The sequence below is a fragment of the Labilithrix luteola genome, assembly GCF_001263205.1.
In the GTDB taxonomy this organism is placed as follows: domain Bacteria; phylum Myxococcota_A; class Polyangia; order Polyangiales; family Polyangiaceae; genus Labilithrix; species Labilithrix luteola.
In genome coordinates this window covers 7,786,519-7,802,843 of the sequence record NZ_CP012333.1, presented here as the reverse complement: position 1 = coordinate 7,802,843, position 16,325 = coordinate 7,786,519, and the positions used below count along the sequence as shown (strand labels likewise).

13 protein-coding genes are annotated in these 16,325 nt (G+C 65.6%); 12 read left to right on the top strand and 1 reads right to left on the bottom strand.

Annotated features, from left to right (window positions below; translation table 11 throughout):
• Positions 1-21: 21 nt before the first annotated feature.
• Positions 22-1,656, bottom strand: coding sequence for a peptide chain release factor 3 (locus tag AKJ09_RS33865; protein ID WP_240488682.1), 1,635 nt, complete (start codon positions 1,654-1,656; stop codon positions 22-24).
• Positions 1,657-1,743: 87 nt separating this feature from the next.
• On the opposite strand from AKJ09_RS33865, the gene AKJ09_RS33860 reads away from it, so the two are divergent.
• The 12 genes from AKJ09_RS33860 to AKJ09_RS33805 all read left to right on the top strand — a co-directional run bounded on the left by AKJ09_RS33860 (position 1,744) and on the right by AKJ09_RS33805 (position 16,243).
• Positions 1,744-2,109 carry a nickel-binding protein gene (locus AKJ09_RS33860; protein WP_146651987.1) on the top strand — a complete coding sequence of 122 codons (366 nt, stop codon included), beginning with the start codon at positions 1,744-1,746 and terminating at the stop codon, positions 2,107-2,109.
• A 255-nt stretch (positions 2,110-2,364) separates the two neighbouring features.
• Positions 2,365-4,227 (top strand): FG-GAP-like repeat-containing protein, encoded by a 1,863-nt coding sequence (locus tag AKJ09_RS33855; RefSeq protein WP_146651986.1) that lies wholly within the window; start codon positions 2,365-2,367, stop codon positions 4,225-4,227.
• Positions 4,228-4,590: 363 nt separating this feature from the next.
• Positions 4,591-5,817 (top strand): class I SAM-dependent methyltransferase, encoded by a 1,227-nt coding sequence (locus AKJ09_RS33850; RefSeq protein WP_240488681.1) that lies wholly within the window; start codon positions 4,591-4,593, stop codon positions 5,815-5,817.
• 556 nt (positions 5,818-6,373) lie between these two features.
• Positions 6,374-7,516 carry a hypothetical protein gene (locus AKJ09_RS33845; protein ID WP_146651985.1) on the top strand — a complete coding sequence of 381 codons (1,143 nt, stop codon included), beginning with the start codon at positions 6,374-6,376 and terminating at the stop codon, positions 7,514-7,516.
• A 101-nt stretch (positions 7,517-7,617) separates the two neighbouring features.
• A complete protein-coding gene (locus AKJ09_RS33840; protein WP_169928086.1) occupies positions 7,618-8,235 on the top strand; it encodes an RNA polymerase sigma factor in 618 nt (205 codons plus the stop codon).
• Positions 8,232-8,654: a hypothetical protein gene (locus tag AKJ09_RS33835; protein ID WP_146651983.1), complete on the top strand. Its 423-nt coding sequence runs from the start codon at positions 8,232-8,234 to the stop codon at positions 8,652-8,654. Before AKJ09_RS33840 ends, AKJ09_RS33835 begins: the two co-directional genes overlap by 4 nt.
• A gap of 1,232 nt (positions 8,655-9,886) precedes the next feature.
• A complete protein-coding gene (locus AKJ09_RS33830) occupies positions 9,887-11,089 on the top strand; it encodes a hypothetical protein (protein WP_146651982.1) in 1,203 nt (400 codons plus the stop codon).
• Between the two features lie 8 nt (positions 11,090-11,097).
• Positions 11,098-12,504 (top strand): metallophosphoesterase, encoded by a 1,407-nt coding sequence (locus AKJ09_RS33825; RefSeq protein WP_146651981.1) that lies wholly within the window; start codon positions 11,098-11,100, stop codon positions 12,502-12,504.
• Entirely contained in the window at positions 12,501-13,241 is a 741-nt protein-coding gene (locus AKJ09_RS33820; RefSeq protein ID WP_146651980.1) for a carbohydrate-binding family 9-like protein, read from the top strand. The genes AKJ09_RS33825 and AKJ09_RS33820 overlap by 4 nt, the downstream gene beginning before the upstream one ends.
• Before the next feature lie 37 nt (positions 13,242-13,278).
• Positions 13,279-13,947, top strand: coding sequence for a hypothetical protein (locus AKJ09_RS33815; RefSeq protein ID WP_146651979.1), 669 nt, complete (start codon positions 13,279-13,281; stop codon positions 13,945-13,947).
• 23 nt (positions 13,948-13,970) lie between these two features.
• Positions 13,971-14,957 carry a metallophosphoesterase gene (locus AKJ09_RS33810; protein WP_146651978.1) on the top strand — a complete coding sequence of 329 codons (987 nt, stop codon included), beginning with the start codon at positions 13,971-13,973 and terminating at the stop codon, positions 14,955-14,957.
• A 53-nt stretch (positions 14,958-15,010) separates the two neighbouring features.
• Positions 15,011-16,243: a hypothetical protein gene (locus AKJ09_RS33805; RefSeq protein WP_146651977.1), complete on the top strand. Its 1,233-nt coding sequence runs from the start codon at positions 15,011-15,013 to the stop codon at positions 16,241-16,243.
• Positions 16,244-16,325 lie beyond the last annotated feature (82 nt).

The following is a 16,325-nucleotide window of genomic DNA, read 5'->3' as shown; positions in this document are numbered from 1 at the left end:
GTTGGCGATCGGTCGACGTGCTTATTCGCGGACGACGACGCCGTGCGCCGTTTCGGCAAACACGAGGTCGGGCAGTTCACGAACGGCGGTGTTGAGCTGCCACTCGCCGGCGAAGAGCATGACCGGGCGATCACGCACGTCGACGGCGACGGTGCCGATGCGTTCGCGGGCGAGCGCCTGCAAGTCGATCGGCTGGCCGTCTCTGCGCGAGATCCAGCGCGCGAAGGAGCAGTTGACCCCTTCGTAGCGGATCTCGACGCCGTACTCGTCCTTGAGACGGTACTTGACGACTTCGAGCTGCAGCTGACCGACGGCGCCGAGAATGATGTCGCCGGCGCGCGCATCCGGTGGCCGGTACAGCTGGATGGTGCCCTCTTGCGCGAGCTGCTCGATGCCCTTGGCGAGCTGCTTGCGCTTGAGCGGATCGGCCATCACGAGTCGCGAGAAGTGCTCGGGCGCGAAGCTCGGGATGTCTTCGAACGTGAAGTCGCCGCCGTCGGTCAGCGTGTCTCCGATTTCGAAGACACCCGGATCGTAGACGCCGAGCACGTCGCCCGCGTAGGCCTGCTCGACGATCGAGCGGTCCTGCGCGAGGAACTGCGTGGGGTTGGCGAGGCGCAGATCGCGCTTCGTCCGAACGTGGTGAATCTTCATTCCACGGTCGAAGCGCCCCGAGCAGATGCGCACGAAGGCGACGCGGTCGCGGTGGGCGCGATCCATGTTCGCCTGGATCTTGAAGACGAACGCGCTGAACTGGCTGTCGTCCGCCGCGAGCAATCCCGTCGACGTCGCGCGCGGCGAAGGCGCCGGCATCATGTCGGTGAAGCTCTCGAGGAACGCTTCGAGACCGAAGTTGTTGATGGCGCTGCCGAAGAACATCGGCGAGACGTCACCCGTCGCGAAGCGCGAGCTGTCGAACGAGTCGCCCGCGGCTTCGAGGAGCTCGGCCTCGTCGCGCAGGCGCTTCACGCCTTCTTCACCGAGCTCGCGCTCGAGCATCGGATCGTCGAGACCACTGACCTTCACGGGCGGGGCCTCGGCGCCGGCCGACTGGCTGGACTTCGCGAACTCCGCATCGAACAGATACACGCGGTGCGCGAGGCGGTGATAGACGCCGCGGAACGTTCCGCCGGTGAAGATCGGCCAGGTGATCGGGTACACGCCGATCCCGAGGACGCTCTCGACCTCGCCGACGAGCTCGAATGGGTCGCGCCCCGGCCGGTCCATCTTGTTCACGAAGGTGAAGATGGGGATCTTCCGCTGGCGACAGACTCGGAAGAGCTTCTTGGTCTGCGCCTCGACGCCCTTTGCGCTGTCGAGGAGCATGACGGCGCCGTCGACCGCGTGGAGCGTGCGGTACGTGTCCTCGCTGAAGTCGGCGTGGCCAGGCGTGTCGAGCAGGTTCATCTGCAGCCCGCGATACGGGAACTGCATGACGCTGGTCGTGATCGAGATGCCGCGCTCGCGTTCGAGCGCCATCCAGTCGCTGACCGCAGAGGCGCGACCACGCTTGGCTTTGACGGCGCCGGCGAGCTGGATGACTCCACCGTAGAGAAGGAGCTTCTCCGTGAGGGTCGTTTTGCCCGCGTCGGGGTGAGAAATGATGGCGAAGGTCTTTCGACGCTTCACCTCGTGGGTAAGCACGGCATCGGTCATCGTGGAACCGCGCTCCCATAGCACGACCCCGCGTGTGGCACGACCACTGCAGCTTTTCGCGGCTTTCTCGCGGAAGGAGCGTGGCCCATGGCCCGAATCGTCGTCGATCAGCACTTCCAGAGGCCCCTCACCGAGGACGACTACACGCGCACCGCGCGCCGCCTCGATGTTCGCCTCGACGAACACGGAGCCGCCTGGCGGCGCAGCTATCTGTCCCAGGACCGCTTCCGGATGACCTGCGAGTTCGAGGCTCGGGACGTCGACGCCGTCCGGGACGCGTACCTCGAAGCCGATGTGCCGTTCGACGCCATTTGGGGAGCCGACGTCTCCGCCGTAGAGGACTACCCCGAGCTCCTCGAGAAGCTGAACGAGGTCGAAGGCGAGCTCGAAGAAGCATCGGCGCCCCGCCGGACGAGGCGGCGGTCGCGCTCCCACCAGGAAGCTCGCCACTGACACCAGCGCTGGTCGGGACTGGTCGGGAGACCGACCGCGCGCCGTCGTGTCACGCTGTCACGTCCTGCACGCGAAAGGACGCCAAGCGAAAGTCGTCGGGCATGAATCGGGCGCCTCGGGCGTTTCGCCAGAAGCTCAGCTCCGTCGCCGAAATGGAGTAGGCTCGAGAGCTGGGGGGTTCGAGTCGCTCACTTGCTTTCGCTGACGTCGTGGTCGAGAAATGGTCTGGGTGGTCGCGCACGGCAGCTCGTCGCCGTGGGAGCGTCTGCGCTCGCGTGTATCGTGGGCGCCTCGCAAAGCGCAGCGTGCGTCCCCGAAGAGTCCGACCCAGCGCAAGAGCCGAGCGGCCCAGCACCAACAGTCTCGCCAATAGCCTCGCCCTCGCCCTCGCCCGCCCACGTGCCGGAGGGCGGCGAGGCCAAGCCGGCGCCCAGCATCGTCGCCCGCCCGCAGCTCGACGGCCGCGGATTTCCCGACAAGGTCCTCGCGCTGACATGGGACGATGGGCCGGACGCCCACACCCTCGAGCTCGCGAGCTACCTCAAGAGCCATCGCATCTCGGCGACGTTCTTCGTGGTGCGTGAGTGGATCGACGGCATCTCCGACGATCCCGGCGACGGACGCCGCGTCCTCGAGACGGGCTATCGCTACCTGCCGATCCTCGGCGATCTCGTCGAGCTCGGACACCGCCTCGGCAACCACACCGCTCATCACGCCGTGCTGCGCGAAGCGATCGGCGTCGGCGCCATCGAGCGAGAGCTCCTCGAAAATCAGCGCGAAATCGACCCATTTCTCGGCAACGAGCTTCGCCTCTTTCGCGTACCGGGCGGAGGCTGGGGGTCGGCCGCGATGGGCGTGGTCGGTCACGACGTCTACCTGTCGTCGCTCGTCGGCCCGATGTTCTGGGACATCGATCGCAAAGACTGGGATCACTCGCTCGAGTGCGACGAGCCCCGGGGCTCACGGGATTGCGAGCGCAGCGCCCCCGGCGGCGCGTGGCGAACGAAGCCCTCCGTCATCGCCGCCCGCTACCTCGGCTCGATCGAGCGCACGGGCCACGGCATCGTTCTCCTCCACGACCGCGTCGGGCACGTCGGTTCGACCTACGCACTCGACATCGCGCACGCGCTCATCCCCCAGCTCGAGGCGCGTGGTTTCGTCTTCGCCGCGCCGATCCTTCACTTCTCACCACCGTCCACTCGCCTCGTCTCCACGCCAGACAGCCCGACGTGGCGCTGGGCGGACGACACGCTCCGCGTCGGTGATGTGAATGGAGACGGCCGCGACGACATTTGCGGGCGATCGTCGTCCGGCATCCAGTGCGTCATCGCCACGTCGATCGCGGACGACGGCCTACCTCGCACCATCTTCCGCGAGACGAAGACGCCGATGCACGACGGCCCTCCTTCCGGCATGCTCCACCTTGCCGACGTGACCGGCGACGGGCAGAGCGACGTGTGCGTGCGAGCCGCGCGCGCCATTGCTTGCGCTGCCGCGGACGTCACCGGAACGCTCGGCGCGTACAGGGTGTGGGAGGCGGAAGGCGACAGCCAGACGCTCGGCTTCGCGGACGTCGACGGAGATGGCAAAGCCGATGCTTGCGATCGGACGGCGACCGGCATCGTCTGCGCGCGAAGCACCGGAAAGAAATTCGATCGCCCGCACGTTTGGCTCGCCGATGCCCACCTCGGAGCCGATCTCGGCGACACGCTCGCGCTGGCCGACGTCGACGGCGACGGCAAAGCGGACGTGTGCGGCTCGAGCGTGCGCGGCATCACCTGCGCGCTCTCCGACGGTCATCGCTTCGGTCGTGCCCATCGTTGGTCGACCGAGGGCGGGCTCGCCAAAGGACTCGCGCAGGTTCGCTATGGCGACCTCAATGGTGACGGTCGCGCCGACGTCTGCACCGACAGCGGTCGCGCCATCCGATGCGCGTTTTCGAACGGCCGCGGCTTCCTCCAATCGAGCTCCTGGCTCGACGAGAATGCGCTCGCCGCTCAGGGCTGGACCACGCCGGAGCTCGCCGCAACGCTGCAGCTCGGGGACATCAACGGGGACGGACGGGCCGATCTCTGTGGACGAGGCCCCGACGGGCTGTCGTGCGCCCTCGCCCCCTGAACTGAAACGTCCGCAATCTCAGACACTTATTGAAGTGCGAACGGGCCTTCACAGGCGGCCGAGCTGAGTACCCGAATTCGCGCTCGGGTCCGCTTGCAGTACGGCGAGGACGCGCATAGGGTCCCCCCGCTCAAGTGGCAAGCCTCGCGCGAGCACAGGCGGCGCGCTGGGCGACCCCGAACGAAGGAAGGCCCGCGCTTTCCGGAATTTTGGGGCTCGTCGAGACCGAATGCCGCCCGCATTGAACGATCGGACCGATTCGCAACACCAACCAAAGCTCGTCTCGGCTCGACTCGCATTCGTCTCGTTCTCGACGTCTCGCCGCGGCAGTTTCTTCAGAGCCAATTGACACCGGAGGATCGAGTGACCCTGCACGCAATCCGCACCCAGGAAGAGAATCACCAGACGCCTGAATCGGAGGCGCCGAAGAGCGGGCGGACCGGGGCCGGCATCGACCGTTTCCTGCGGTTCCACGACTACAAGCTCGCGGAGAAGTTCCACAAGGGCAAGGTCCCGATGACGACCCTCTACGAGGCCTACTTCGATGGCCAGGTCGACATCACCGGCGACATCTACGAATTCCTGGACGAGCGCGATCGCTACGTCAGCTACGAGCTCACCGCCGAGCACGTGAAGTTCCTCTTCAAGAACTTCATCCCCGAGGTCGCGATCCACTCGAAGGATCAGGACCGCCGCATCGTCCGCGAGCACTACGACCGCGGCAACGACTTCTTCGGCGCGTTCCTCGGCGACCGCATGGTCTACACGGCCGGCTACTACAAGGACGGCCAGGCGAACTCGACCCTCGAAGAGGCGCAGGACGAGAAGATCAACCGCTGTTGCCGCAAGCTCGATCTCCAGCCGGGCGAGAAGCTCGTCGACATCGGCTGCGGTTGGGGCACCTTCGTTCGTCACGCCGCCGTTCACTTCGGCGCGGACACGACGGGCATCACCATCAGCAAGAACCAGACGGAGTTCGGTAACGCGCGCATCGAGAAGGCGGGCGTGTCGGATCGCGCGCGCGTTCTCTGCCTCGACTACCGCGACACGCCGAAGCGCGTGTTCGACAAGATCGTCAGCCTCGAGATGGTCGAGCACGTCGGCGTGAAGAACCTGCCGGGTTACTTCTCGCAGATGTTCAACCTGCTGAAGGACGACGGCCGCTTCCTCCTCCAGTGGACGGGCCTCCGCCGCGCCGGCTTCGATGGTGTCCTCCCCGTCGGCCTCCGCGCCGAGGACATGATCTGGGGCCTCTTCATGAACAAGTACGTCTTCCCGGGCGCGGACGCGTCGCTGCCGCTCAGCGACATGCTCAAGTACGGCGAGAAGGCCGGCTTCGAGATCCACTCGGTCGAGAACGTCAGCATCCACTACGCCTGGACGATCAAGGCGTGGCACGACAACTGGCTCGCGAACAAGCAGCAGGTCCTCGAGACTTACGGCGAGCGCTGGTTCCGCATCTGGCACCTCTTCCTCGCTTGGTCGGTTCGCATCGCCGAGCAGGGCAACGCCGCGTGCTTCCAGGTCGTGTTCAACAAGAACCGCAACGACTTCAACCGCGCGTCGTACGTCGGCTCGGACAAGCTCTGAGCGATTCCGCGCTCGCTAGCGCGTGAATGAAGAAAACCGCCGTGTCACCTGCTCTCTCGAGAGCGTGACGCGGCGGTTCTCTTTTGTCCGGGAACCTCGTCGCGTCCCGCGTCTTGCGTCGCGTGCCTCGCGAATCGCGAGCGTCTAAGCGCGCAGACAAAAAGAAAACACCGCGCTGGGCCGGGGGGGGGGGAACGGCCACGAACGCGGTGCACTGACCTTCTTAGCGAATCGCGTGCCAAACAAAAATCCGGCGAATCCTGGGCCTTTTGTCGGCAAATCTTTCAGGCGTGGAAGATCCGCGGACACGAATGCACGACCGTAGGTCACGCCTCGTCGTAGTGACTCGCTGAGGGCGGGCGGGGAGACGCGGGGAAGACACGGGGAGACGCCTCGTCCGATCGTCGACCAGCAAGGACGGTTGGCGGGAGCCCTCCCGCGTTCGCTTCTCACGATGCGATCCCCGGAGACCTCTCTGTGCCGCCGCATGGCGCGCGCCGTGAGCTAGTCTGGAGCCAGGGTGGCCACGGCGCAACGCGTTCGAAGAAGTAGGCGCATGCGCGACGTTGCTCGCCTCCCGGTCGGCCTGGTGATGGGGCTGGTGATGGGGCTCGGGTCTGCCGGCCTCGCGCTCGCTCAGTCCGATGCCGTGGTTCACGTGGAGTACGCGGCATCGGGCGGCTCGGGCGGCTGTCCGAGCTCGGCCTCGTTCATCGAGCAGCTTCGGAGCCGAAGTCACCGCATTCGCGTGAGCGACCGGACGGACGGTGCGCGCACCATCGTCGTTCGAGTCGAGGCTCACGACGGACGATCGGCTGGGCGCTTGACGATACGAGAGGTCGACGGCGGCGAGGCAGAACGGAGCGTGCAAGGAAGCACGTGCAGCGAAGTCGTCTCGAGCCTGGCTTTCGTAGCCGCGGTCGCCGTCGATCCCGGCGCCTCTCTCCTGCCCGAACCACACGCTGTTTCGCCGGCGGCGACCGCAGCGCCAGCCCCACCAGCCTCCAAAGCTGGTGGAAGCATCCCTGCGGCACCGGCCCCTTCCGCCACCCCGCAAGAGACAACGACGACGACTCCGCCGCCCACCGTCGCCAACGGTGGCTCGGACGAGCGTGAGCCCCCCTCGAGAACGGAAAGAGCGAGCAACGAGGACGGCAACGACGCACGGCCGACGGCGAAGTCCTGGGAACTTGCGGTCGGCCTCGACGGACAAGTGCTCTCGGGCCCCGCTCCTTCGGTCGTGTTCGTGCTCCCGGTCTTCGTCGAGATCGCGAGCAGTCATCGAGGGCTCTTGTCTCCCAGCGCACGCCTCCACTTCGAACGACTGAACACGTCGAGTCAGACGGCCGGTGCGGGAGCCGAGTTTACGTGGACTGCCGGCGGCTTGGACCTCTGTCCAGTGGCTTGGTCACCGGATCGTTTTCGCATCGCGCCCTGCCTGCGAACCGAGGTTGGGGTCCTTCAGGGCGGGGGCATCGGGGTCCAGCCCGCCCGGAGCTCGTCACGCCTTTGGCTGAGCACCGGTGCCGCGGCTCACGTTCGCTGGATGGCGTTTCGGCCCGTCTTCGTCGACCTCGAAGCCGGCCTTGGCGCTCCACTCGTGAGAGATCGATTCTTCGTCCAGCAAAATACGATGGTCTTTCGCGTACCGGACGCGGAGTGGAGCGCGGCGCTTGGCGTCGGGGCGACGATCTGGTGAGCGCCGGGTGATCAAGATCGCCTCGACCGGACATTTCCCGAGCACGCGCTATGGTCGGGACATTGTCGGTGGTCGCCAATTCCGATGCGGTAGCGGTGGCAGTGGCGTCAGCGGGGGGAGGCGGCGCGCCGTCGACCGAGGCTCCCTCTGGGCCTGCCTCTGCGCCCGCCACTCTGCCTGCCCCGCGCTTGACGGCGGCGGCCGAGACGCGGTTGCGGCAGATCGTGGAGACCAACTTCGACTTCATTTGGCGCTCGTTGCGAGGGCTCGGAGTACCAGCGTCGCTGGCGGACGACGCGGCCCAGCAGGTCTTCTGGCTCGCCTCGCGAAAGCTCGACGACATCGCGGTCGGCAGCGAGCGTTCCTTTCTCTTCGCGACCGCCCGAGGAATCGCGGCCAACGTACGGCGCTCGCAAGTCCGAAGGCAGGAAGACTTCGACGAAGACGCAATCGGCCGTCAGGTGGATCGCTCACCGAATCCCGAACAGGCCGCGGCTTCGAATCAAGCACGCAGACACTTGGAGAGGATTCTCGATGGCATGTCGGAGGACCTGCGAACGGCCTTCGTCTTGTTCGAGCTGGAGGGTCTCACGACCTCCGCCCTCGCCGAGCTGCTTGGCATCCCCATGGGCACCGTGGCCTCACGCTTGCGCCGTGCCCGAGAAGTGTTCGATCGCGAAACGGCGCTCCTGCAAGCCGAGAGCGGGGGTAAGCCGTGACCGAGCCGAAACGCGTTCTGTCCGATCCCTCCGCTTCGGACTTCCAGAGGACCCTCCTGGGATCCTGGGAGCTCGAACGTCCGACGAAAGGCGCGCGCGAGAAGGCGCTTGCGGCCTTGGGCGTCGCAGCCATCGGTACGACGGCCGCCGGCACGACGCTGACGGGTACCGGAGCGGCGAGCGCCGCGGGAACGGCGACGGGTGCGTCCATGGCGCCCAAGGCCGTCGCCGCCGTCGCCTGGGTGAAATGGGCTTCGATCGCCGCCTTGATGATCGGCGGTGGCGTCGCGGCCGTCGTGTGGACTGCTCATCGGGCGCCCGCGAATCCCCTCCCCCAAGCGCCCTCCGCATCGATGGCGGCGCCCCTGCCGCCCCGACCACGACCACGGCCATGCCGGAAGGTTCGGCGCCGCTCGTGACGCTACCGAGTCCGGACCTTCTCCCGACGCCGTCGGCCTCGCCCCATCCGCATCCATCGAGCGCACAATCCGCTCCGGCCTCGCTCTCCGAACAGCTCAGGCATCTCGAAAGGGCGCGCGCCGCACTCGACGCAGGTGACGGTGCGACCGCCGAACGTTTGGTCGACGAATACGAAGCTCGTTACCGCGGCGGAGCGTTCGTTCAAGAGGCCGAAGTTCTGCGCATCGAAGCGTCTCTTCAGCGCAGAAATCGAGCAAGAGCGGAGCGGCTCGAGGCAACGTTCTTGGAGAAATTCCCCAAGAGTCCGCATGCGGCACGTGTCCGAGCACTGCTAGATTCGAATCCGTGAGCCGTGCGAGGCGCAGTAGGTTTCGACGTTTCTGCCGGATTGCTCTGATCGTGTCGGCAGGAGCTTTTGCTCTTTGGTCGTTTGCATGCGGCGCCGACATCGATCTCGGTGGCAGCGCCGATGCGTCCTCGCCTTTCGACATGAACAGCGCAGACGTGCGCTCGGCCGATCGCGCCGATTCTGGAAACGAGGACTGCGAACCTTGCCTTACGGCCGAGGATTGCCACTCCAACGCGGTGTGCGTCCAAATGACGAAGGACGGCGGCGCTCTCGACGGTGGAGAGACGTACTGCGCAACTTCGTGCCCGAGTGGATCGGGCTGCCGGTCGGACCAAACCTGCCGCGTCGAAGTCTCGTGGGACGGGCGGCAAGAGCGCACGTGCGTTCCGAAGAGTGGAGCCTGCCCTTCGGCGACACCTCCGTCGGGATCGGATGGTGCCCCGCTCGAACGTTGCGGCTCGCTAACCGGTCCAGAGGTGCCCTCGGCATGTCGCGACTGCCGCTATGATTGCCAGCCAAACGGTTGTTACGCAGGTTGGTGGTGCAACACCGTGACTCGCGACTGCGTACGGCCACCGAAAACCTGTCCCTGACAGGACCGACGAAAATTCTTCGTCACGGGTGATCAACCGCCGAGAACCCGGACATTCCTGCGCGATGCGCTGGGATGCCAAACGACGCGGGAGCCTTTGGTCGAGCAGATTCCCGCTTCGAACGCTCGTTCTCGGCATTGCGCTCCTTCATCTCTTTCCTGCTCGAAAGCACCTTCGAGTCTTCTTCGAAGAGCCTTCGTTCCACGAGGCGTGGAAAGGATTCGGAGCCGTTTTCGCGATCACGATTCTCGTTCTTCCAAGAACGTGGCGCATCCGCCTCTTGGCCACGATGACGCGAGACCGCGGCCTCGCGTGCCTCGCATCGATGACTCTGACGCTCGCGCATGTGGTCCCCGCGCGTGATCACCTGCCGCGCTTTCTAGCGTCGGTATCGTGGGGTGATGCGTGGCGTGGCTTCGGTGCATGCCTCGCGGTCTTCTGGTTCGCTCGATGGGCGGCCTCGACAGTCAGGCGTGTGCCGGTTCTCGCCAGGGCCACGACCTTCTTCGTCGCCGGTAGTCTCTCGCTCGTTGGATGTGGTAGCTCGACCACGCACGGATTCGACGAAGACGCGGGCGGAAGCACGGCAGGCGCCTCGGAGCCCGGAGCCCCCTCGACGTCGTTCGGGGATGGCGGTAGCGGAGGACAGCCGGGCCCCGCACCATCCGACGGCCCGATCCTCCTGTATGCGCACACCGATAAGACGCTCTATTCCTTCGATCCGAACGATCTGAAGTCCCCGACGAGGATAGGCGACTTCGATTGCATTGGAAGCGGAGCGCCTGCCGCCGCGATGACCGATATCGGAGTCGCAAAGGACGGAAAGCTCTATGGAGTGAGCGATACCGCGGCCTACCCGTTGACGTTGAAGTCGGGGTCCGTCCACTGCGATGCCACGTGGCCACTCCCCACCAACGCTCATTTCTACGGGTTGACCATGGCGCCCGAGAACACCGTCGCCGCGACCGAGACCCTCATCGCGTCGAACAGCGCCGGACAGCTCTTTCAAATCGATGCCACGAGCGGAAACCCAACCCAAGTTGGAACGCTCGGAACGGATCCGCAAAGCGGAAAGACGTGGTCTCTCTCGGGTGACATCGTCTTCCTCGCCAATGGCGGTAATCCCCTTGGGTTTGCCACCGTTCGAGTCTGTTCGGGCAAAGGCGGGACGACATGCTCGAGCGTCGACACGCTGATCGAAGTCGACGTAAAGGCAATCAAGCCTGGCACCCAAAGCGTCCTCAAAACCGTTCGAGGGCAAGTCGTGAAGGGGTCGTGGTGCACGAATCCGGCATCGCCGAACACGTTCGGCAGCATGTTCGGAATCGCCGCCTTTCACGACAAGGTTTATGGCTTTTCGCGCAAAGGAGACGTCGTCGAAATCCACAACGACGACGGCTCGGGATGCCTCGTGGCCGCCTACGCCTCCGACCCCTTCGCAGGTGCCGGCGTGACCACGACCGCCCCCGTTCAAGCTCCGCCACCGAAGTGAGGTAAGCCGTGCGTTCTCTCCTCGCATTCGTGTCCGTATCCTCGATTTGTTTTGCGCTCTGGGCGGGGTGTGGCGGAACACAAGCCACCTCCGGTAGCGATGGCAGTCCGTCCGATGGCCATCCGTCGGGCACGTCGACCACGCCAGGCGCCGCGAGTGCCTGCGTGCCTTGCGTGACCGATCAGGACTGCAATGGCGCCGTATGCGCCCAGCTCGGGTCCGACAGCTACTGCGCTCCCGCTTGCCCCAATGGCAACGAGTGTTCGTCGGATCGAAGTTGCGTATCGGCCAGCAGTGTCACCGGGCAGCAAGTCAGCGTGTGCGTTCCACGTGGCGATGTCTGCAGCTCCTCGCCGGGAGCACAGGACGGCGGCAACGCCTCCGGAACCTGCGGCACGCTCGTCGGCCCCGACGTCACGTCGAATTGCACGTCGTGCACGGGAAAGAAGAACTGTCAGACCAACGGCTGCTTCGGTGGATGGTGGTGCGATACCGCGACGAAGCGATGCCAGGCGCCGCCTTCGGGGTGCGGCCCCACCGGCGCCCCGCTCGACGCGGGCGCTCCCGCAACGGGGACGGTCACGGGGAACGGGGGCTCCCTCTCGCGTCTGCTCTTTGCCGTCGTGGGCGATACACGACCACCGAGCATCAACGACACGGCCGCCTACCCGTCGACCATCATCGACAAGATCTACGGGGACATTCAGGCCTTCACGCCGCGGCCCGCCTTCGTCGTTTCGACGGGCGACTACATGTTTGCTTCGTCGTTCAGCGCCGAATCCGGACCGCAGCTCGACAAATACCTCGCTGCGCGAGCCAAGTTCGATGGCCCGCTCTTCCCGGCCATGGGAAATCACGAGTGCACGGGCGGGACCACCTCGAATTGCGGCCCCGGCGCGCCAGATGGTGTCACGAACAACTTCACGTCGTTCCTGAACAAGATGCTCGGTCCGATCGGAAAACCGGACCCGTATTACGTCATCAACATCAATGCCACGGACCATTCGTGGACAGCCAAATTCGTATTCATCGCGGCCAACGCCTGGAGCACCGCACAGGAGAGCTGGCTGAACACGACCCTGGCGCAAAACACGACTTACACCTTCGTCATTCGTCACGAGTCGCGCATGGCGAATACCGCGCCGGGTGTGAAACCGTCCGAGCAGATCATGGCGCAGCACCCTTATACGCTCGCCATCGTAGGCCACACCCATACGTACGAACATCCGTCGGGGCGTGAGGTCATCATCGGCAACGGCGGCGCCCCTCTCACCGGCGGCAAGAACTACGGTTTTGGAGTCTTCAGCCAGCGACCGGACGGCGCCATTCAGGTCGACATGGTCGATTACGCTTCCGGGTCCAGCGACATGCAATTCCGATTTGCAGTCAAACCCGACGGGAGTCCGACCCCGTGAGTTGGCCAAACCTTCCTCGCCTCTTCGTGCTGCTGGTCGGCCTTCCGGCGTCCGTTGCGCTCGTTCACGGCTTTCGAGCTCCCAAGGACGAGGCGAAGGATGGGGCGCCGAAGGTGACTTCGTCGCATCCCGAACGAGCGGCGTCCGTGCTTCGTGTGCCCCATGCAACGGGCGCGCTCGTCGCCGACGGCATGCTGGACGACCCCGCATGGCTTCGCGCGCCCGCACGAACGGGCGTCTTCGTCGGAAGCGACGGAGAGCCAGGTCGACCGCACGCGGAGGGTCGCCTCTTGTGGAACGACACGGATTTGTACATCGCGCTCTACGCGGCGGATCGGGACATTCGTTCCTCCACGGCACCGCCCGACGGGCCACTGTGGTTCGGCGGCGACGCATTCGAGTTGTCGTTCGACGTGCCCGGAGGACAGCGGAAGATCGAAATCTCGCCCGACGGAAAAATCACCGACGCGCGCCTCGGTCCCCAAGGCTGGGACTACGCATGGCAGAGCGGAGTGCGCCTCGGCCACGACGTCGACGGCACGATCAACGACACTTCGGACGAAGACGAGGAGTGGATACTCGAGATTGCCGTCCCCCTTTCGGCCATTGGGCTGAATGGCAAGAAGGGGGAGCGCATTGGACTTCGAATTCGCCGATGCGATTCGAATCCCGATGGCACGCGAGTCTGCACGGGCTGGGGCGATGGGGATTCGGGCGCGGTCCTGGCACTGGACTGAGCCACGAATCGTCGAAACGAATGGGAGGAGCAAAACAATGGTGCGTGGGAAACGTATTTTCTTTCTTCTCGGTGGCGCGCTGGTCATCGATGGACTCTTGGTGATTGCGTGCAGCAGCGACGGCTCGAGCAGTCCGGGCGAGACTCCCCCCGTGACAGCCTCGGCGGACGCTGGCACCAAGAGCGACGCCCACACGAGCGGGGATACGGGTACGGGGTCGAACACGGGCACGGATTCTTCGACGCCAACCGGCGATGGCGGATCCGATTGCGGCACGCCGGCCACGCTTCATCCGCCGAAAGCCGACGGCGGAATCTATTGCCCCTACAGCGCCTCGGACGGCGGGAAGAACCTCTACTGCCCCACGACCGATCAGTGCTGCGAGAGCGCCAAGGGTGGTTCACCGTCGACGTGCGTCACGAAGGGCAGCGCCTGCCCGACGGCTTCGGCAACGGTTTGGGAATGCGAATCGCCGTTGGACTGCCCGGGAATGGGCATGCAGTGCTGCGCTCACGGTGGTACGAAAGCAAGCGTGACCGTCCAGCAAGATACCTGCGGGCCCTATCTGTCGAAGTTCGACGGGACCCGGTGCGCCTCCAGCTGCGGAGCCGGTGAACTGGTGGTCTGCGAAGCTCCATCCGATTGCGCGACCGGAACGTGCACAGCAGTCAAACCGAAAGGAAACGACATCGGAGTGTGCCATTGAGTAGCCTTCGACGAGGAGCACGCGTGACGTATCGGACGTCGTTCGTGCACCTCGTCGCTTCGCTCGGCCTGACGCTGCTCTTGACGGCGTGCAGCAGCCACGAGCGCGTCCCCTACGCGGTGGTGTCTGCTCCGCGTGACTGGTCGGCCCACCCGGCCGTTCTGGAGAGGGACGCTCCCGCCGTCGTCTACGCCATGAGCGACGTGCACGGTGGCTACGACCGCATGGTGGCCTTGCTTGTGGCTCACCACGTGATTGCGACTTCACCGCCATCTCCCGAAGCGGCGCAGTGGACGGCAGGGGACTCCGTGCTGGTCGTGACCGGGGACCTCATGGACAAGGGCCCTTCCCCCTTGGAGGCGATCGACCTGTTACGAACGCTGGAGTCGCAAGCAGCGACGGCGGGCGGACAGGTCGTCTTCACCTTGGGAAACCACGAGGCAGAGTTCCTCTACGATCCCGAGAACGACAAGGCCACGAAGGACAACGGCGTCGATCACGAGATCCGGGACCACGGCTTGACGCCGGTCGGAATCGCCAACGGCAGCGATCCTCGTGGCGCGTGGCTCCGCGATCGTTCCTTCGGAGCAAGGGTGGGCGACTGGTTCTTCGCGCATGCCGGCAACACGAAAGGGCGCTCCGTCGCCGAGCTGGAACAAGCCTTTCGAGCAGGCATCCTCAATCAAGATTACGCGGATCCGGAGATCATCGGGGGCGACTCCATCTTGGAGTCTCGCGGCTGGTATGGCGGAGATCCCCAGACCGCCGCCCGTTATGCGAACGCGGTGGGAGCCCGGCACATCGTCTTCGGCCATCAGCCCGACGCACTTGGACCGCGCGGCGAGATCGCGGTCGGTTTCGGAGGAGTTCTGTTCCGCATCGATTGCGGGATGTCTCCCGACGTGGACGACAGCCATGGCCGGATGTTGCGCATCCGACGAGATGGAAACGTGGAGATCGCCGAGTCGCTCGATCCGGACGGGGGCGCGAAGGAGATCTGGCGCCAGTGACCGACCCGTAAAGCAGGCATGCCGAGCGTCTGCGCCGTGCGTATCATCGAGGGATGACGGCGCAACCGTACCGCGAACCCGCTCCGCCCCCTTCCGGACCGCCGCGGCCGAGCCGGCGTCTCGCGACCTACTGCAACCTCGGAATTGCAGCGATTGTCGGGGCCTCGTTCGGCGCGTGCTCGCGATACGGGTGCCGTTACGATCATCTCGAGGAATCGGCAGGCGCCGTTCTTGGTTTCCTGTCCGTGGGTGCCATCGTCGTACTGGCGGTGATGGCACTCCGTCGGCTGTCCCAGACGGCGCGAAGGCGTGCGCCGTACGAGCCGCGCGACAAGGCGTCGGTGGTGGGCATCGTTCTGACCTCGCTCTTCGCGTTGGGAAGCGCGCTTCTCACGTCGCTGTTCTGGTTCGTGTCGACACAGAGCCCGTCGAGTCTCGGGATCGGCGGTTGGGGAAGACCACTACGAATCGGCAAGCGTGCGGTCACGCCGGACGTTCGCGCGAGCAAGGAGTGGGCACGTGGTCCTCGTCCCGATCCGAGCGGCCTCGACGACGTCACGCGCGCCGTCCTGCGTGACCTTTGGCTGCATGATGCACGCAAAGAGCACGCGAGCGTCCCGGCATTCGGGCGCGTCGCTCGGCACCTCGTGGCCCTCGGCGCGCCGTCCGATCTGGTGAGACGCGCTCACCTGTCGTGCCTGCAGGAGATCGATCACGCCGAGCGATGCTTCGCGCTAGCCTCGGCCTATGCGGGTGAAGATCTCGGCGTTCAACCGATGCCGGCGCTCTACGGAGGCGACGATGCGCTGCCACGCGACCGAACGAAGGCGCTCGTTCAGGTTGCCACCGAAGCGCTCGTCGACGGCGCGCTGCTCGAAGACTTCAACGCCGAACTCGCCCGAACGGCCCTCGACGACGTGCGCGATCCGGCATGCCGCGAAGCGCTCGTGCGCATCGTGGAAGACGAATCCGAGCACGCCGCGCTCGCGTGGGACATCCTCGCGTACTGCGTGGCCGAAGGCGGTGAGCCCGTCGTGTGCGCGCTTCGTGCGAAGAACGCGTCCATCGGCGAGACGCCCGAGTCGCTCTACGATCCGGCGCTCGTCGCCCGCGTCGAGGCGCTGCCCGATCGAGCTCCACTCTATGCGCATGGTCGTGTGCGTCCGGAACACGTCGAAGGCGTCTTCCGCGCGCGCCGCCTCTACGCCGGCGAGCGCCTCGGGGCCATCCTTCGAACCGCACGGCGCGCCGCAAGCCAGGGCGCCGCGTTGTCCGCTTCGAACTGAGGCGGGCCCACAAAAAGCGACGAGCTGCATCCCAGATACGGATGCAGCTCGGCTCGCTTTACTGCTTGGTCTCGCGCGCGGT

Bases quoted from the DNA above. Each gene is read 5' to 3' on its own strand.
- AKJ09_RS33865 (WP_240488682.1), bottom strand. From the start codon at position 1,656: ATGACCGATGCCGTGCTTACCCACGAGGTGAAGCGTCGAAAGACCTTC.
- AKJ09_RS33845 (WP_146651985.1), top strand. From the start codon at position 6,374: ATGCGCGACGTTGCTCGCCTCCCGGTCGGCCTGGTGATGGGGCTGGTG.
- AKJ09_RS33830 (WP_146651982.1), top strand. From the start codon at position 9,887: ATGACGCGAGACCGCGGCCTCGCGTGCCTCGCATCGATGACTCTGACG.
- AKJ09_RS33860 (WP_146651987.1), top strand. From the start codon at position 1,744: ATGGCCCGAATCGTCGTCGATCAGCACTTCCAGAGGCCCCTCACCGAG.
- AKJ09_RS33815 (WP_146651979.1), top strand. From the start codon at position 13,279: ATGGTGCGTGGGAAACGTATTTTCTTTCTTCTCGGTGGCGCGCTGGTC.
- AKJ09_RS33805 (WP_146651977.1), top strand. From the start codon at position 15,011: ATGACGGCGCAACCGTACCGCGAACCCGCTCCGCCCCCTTCCGGACCG.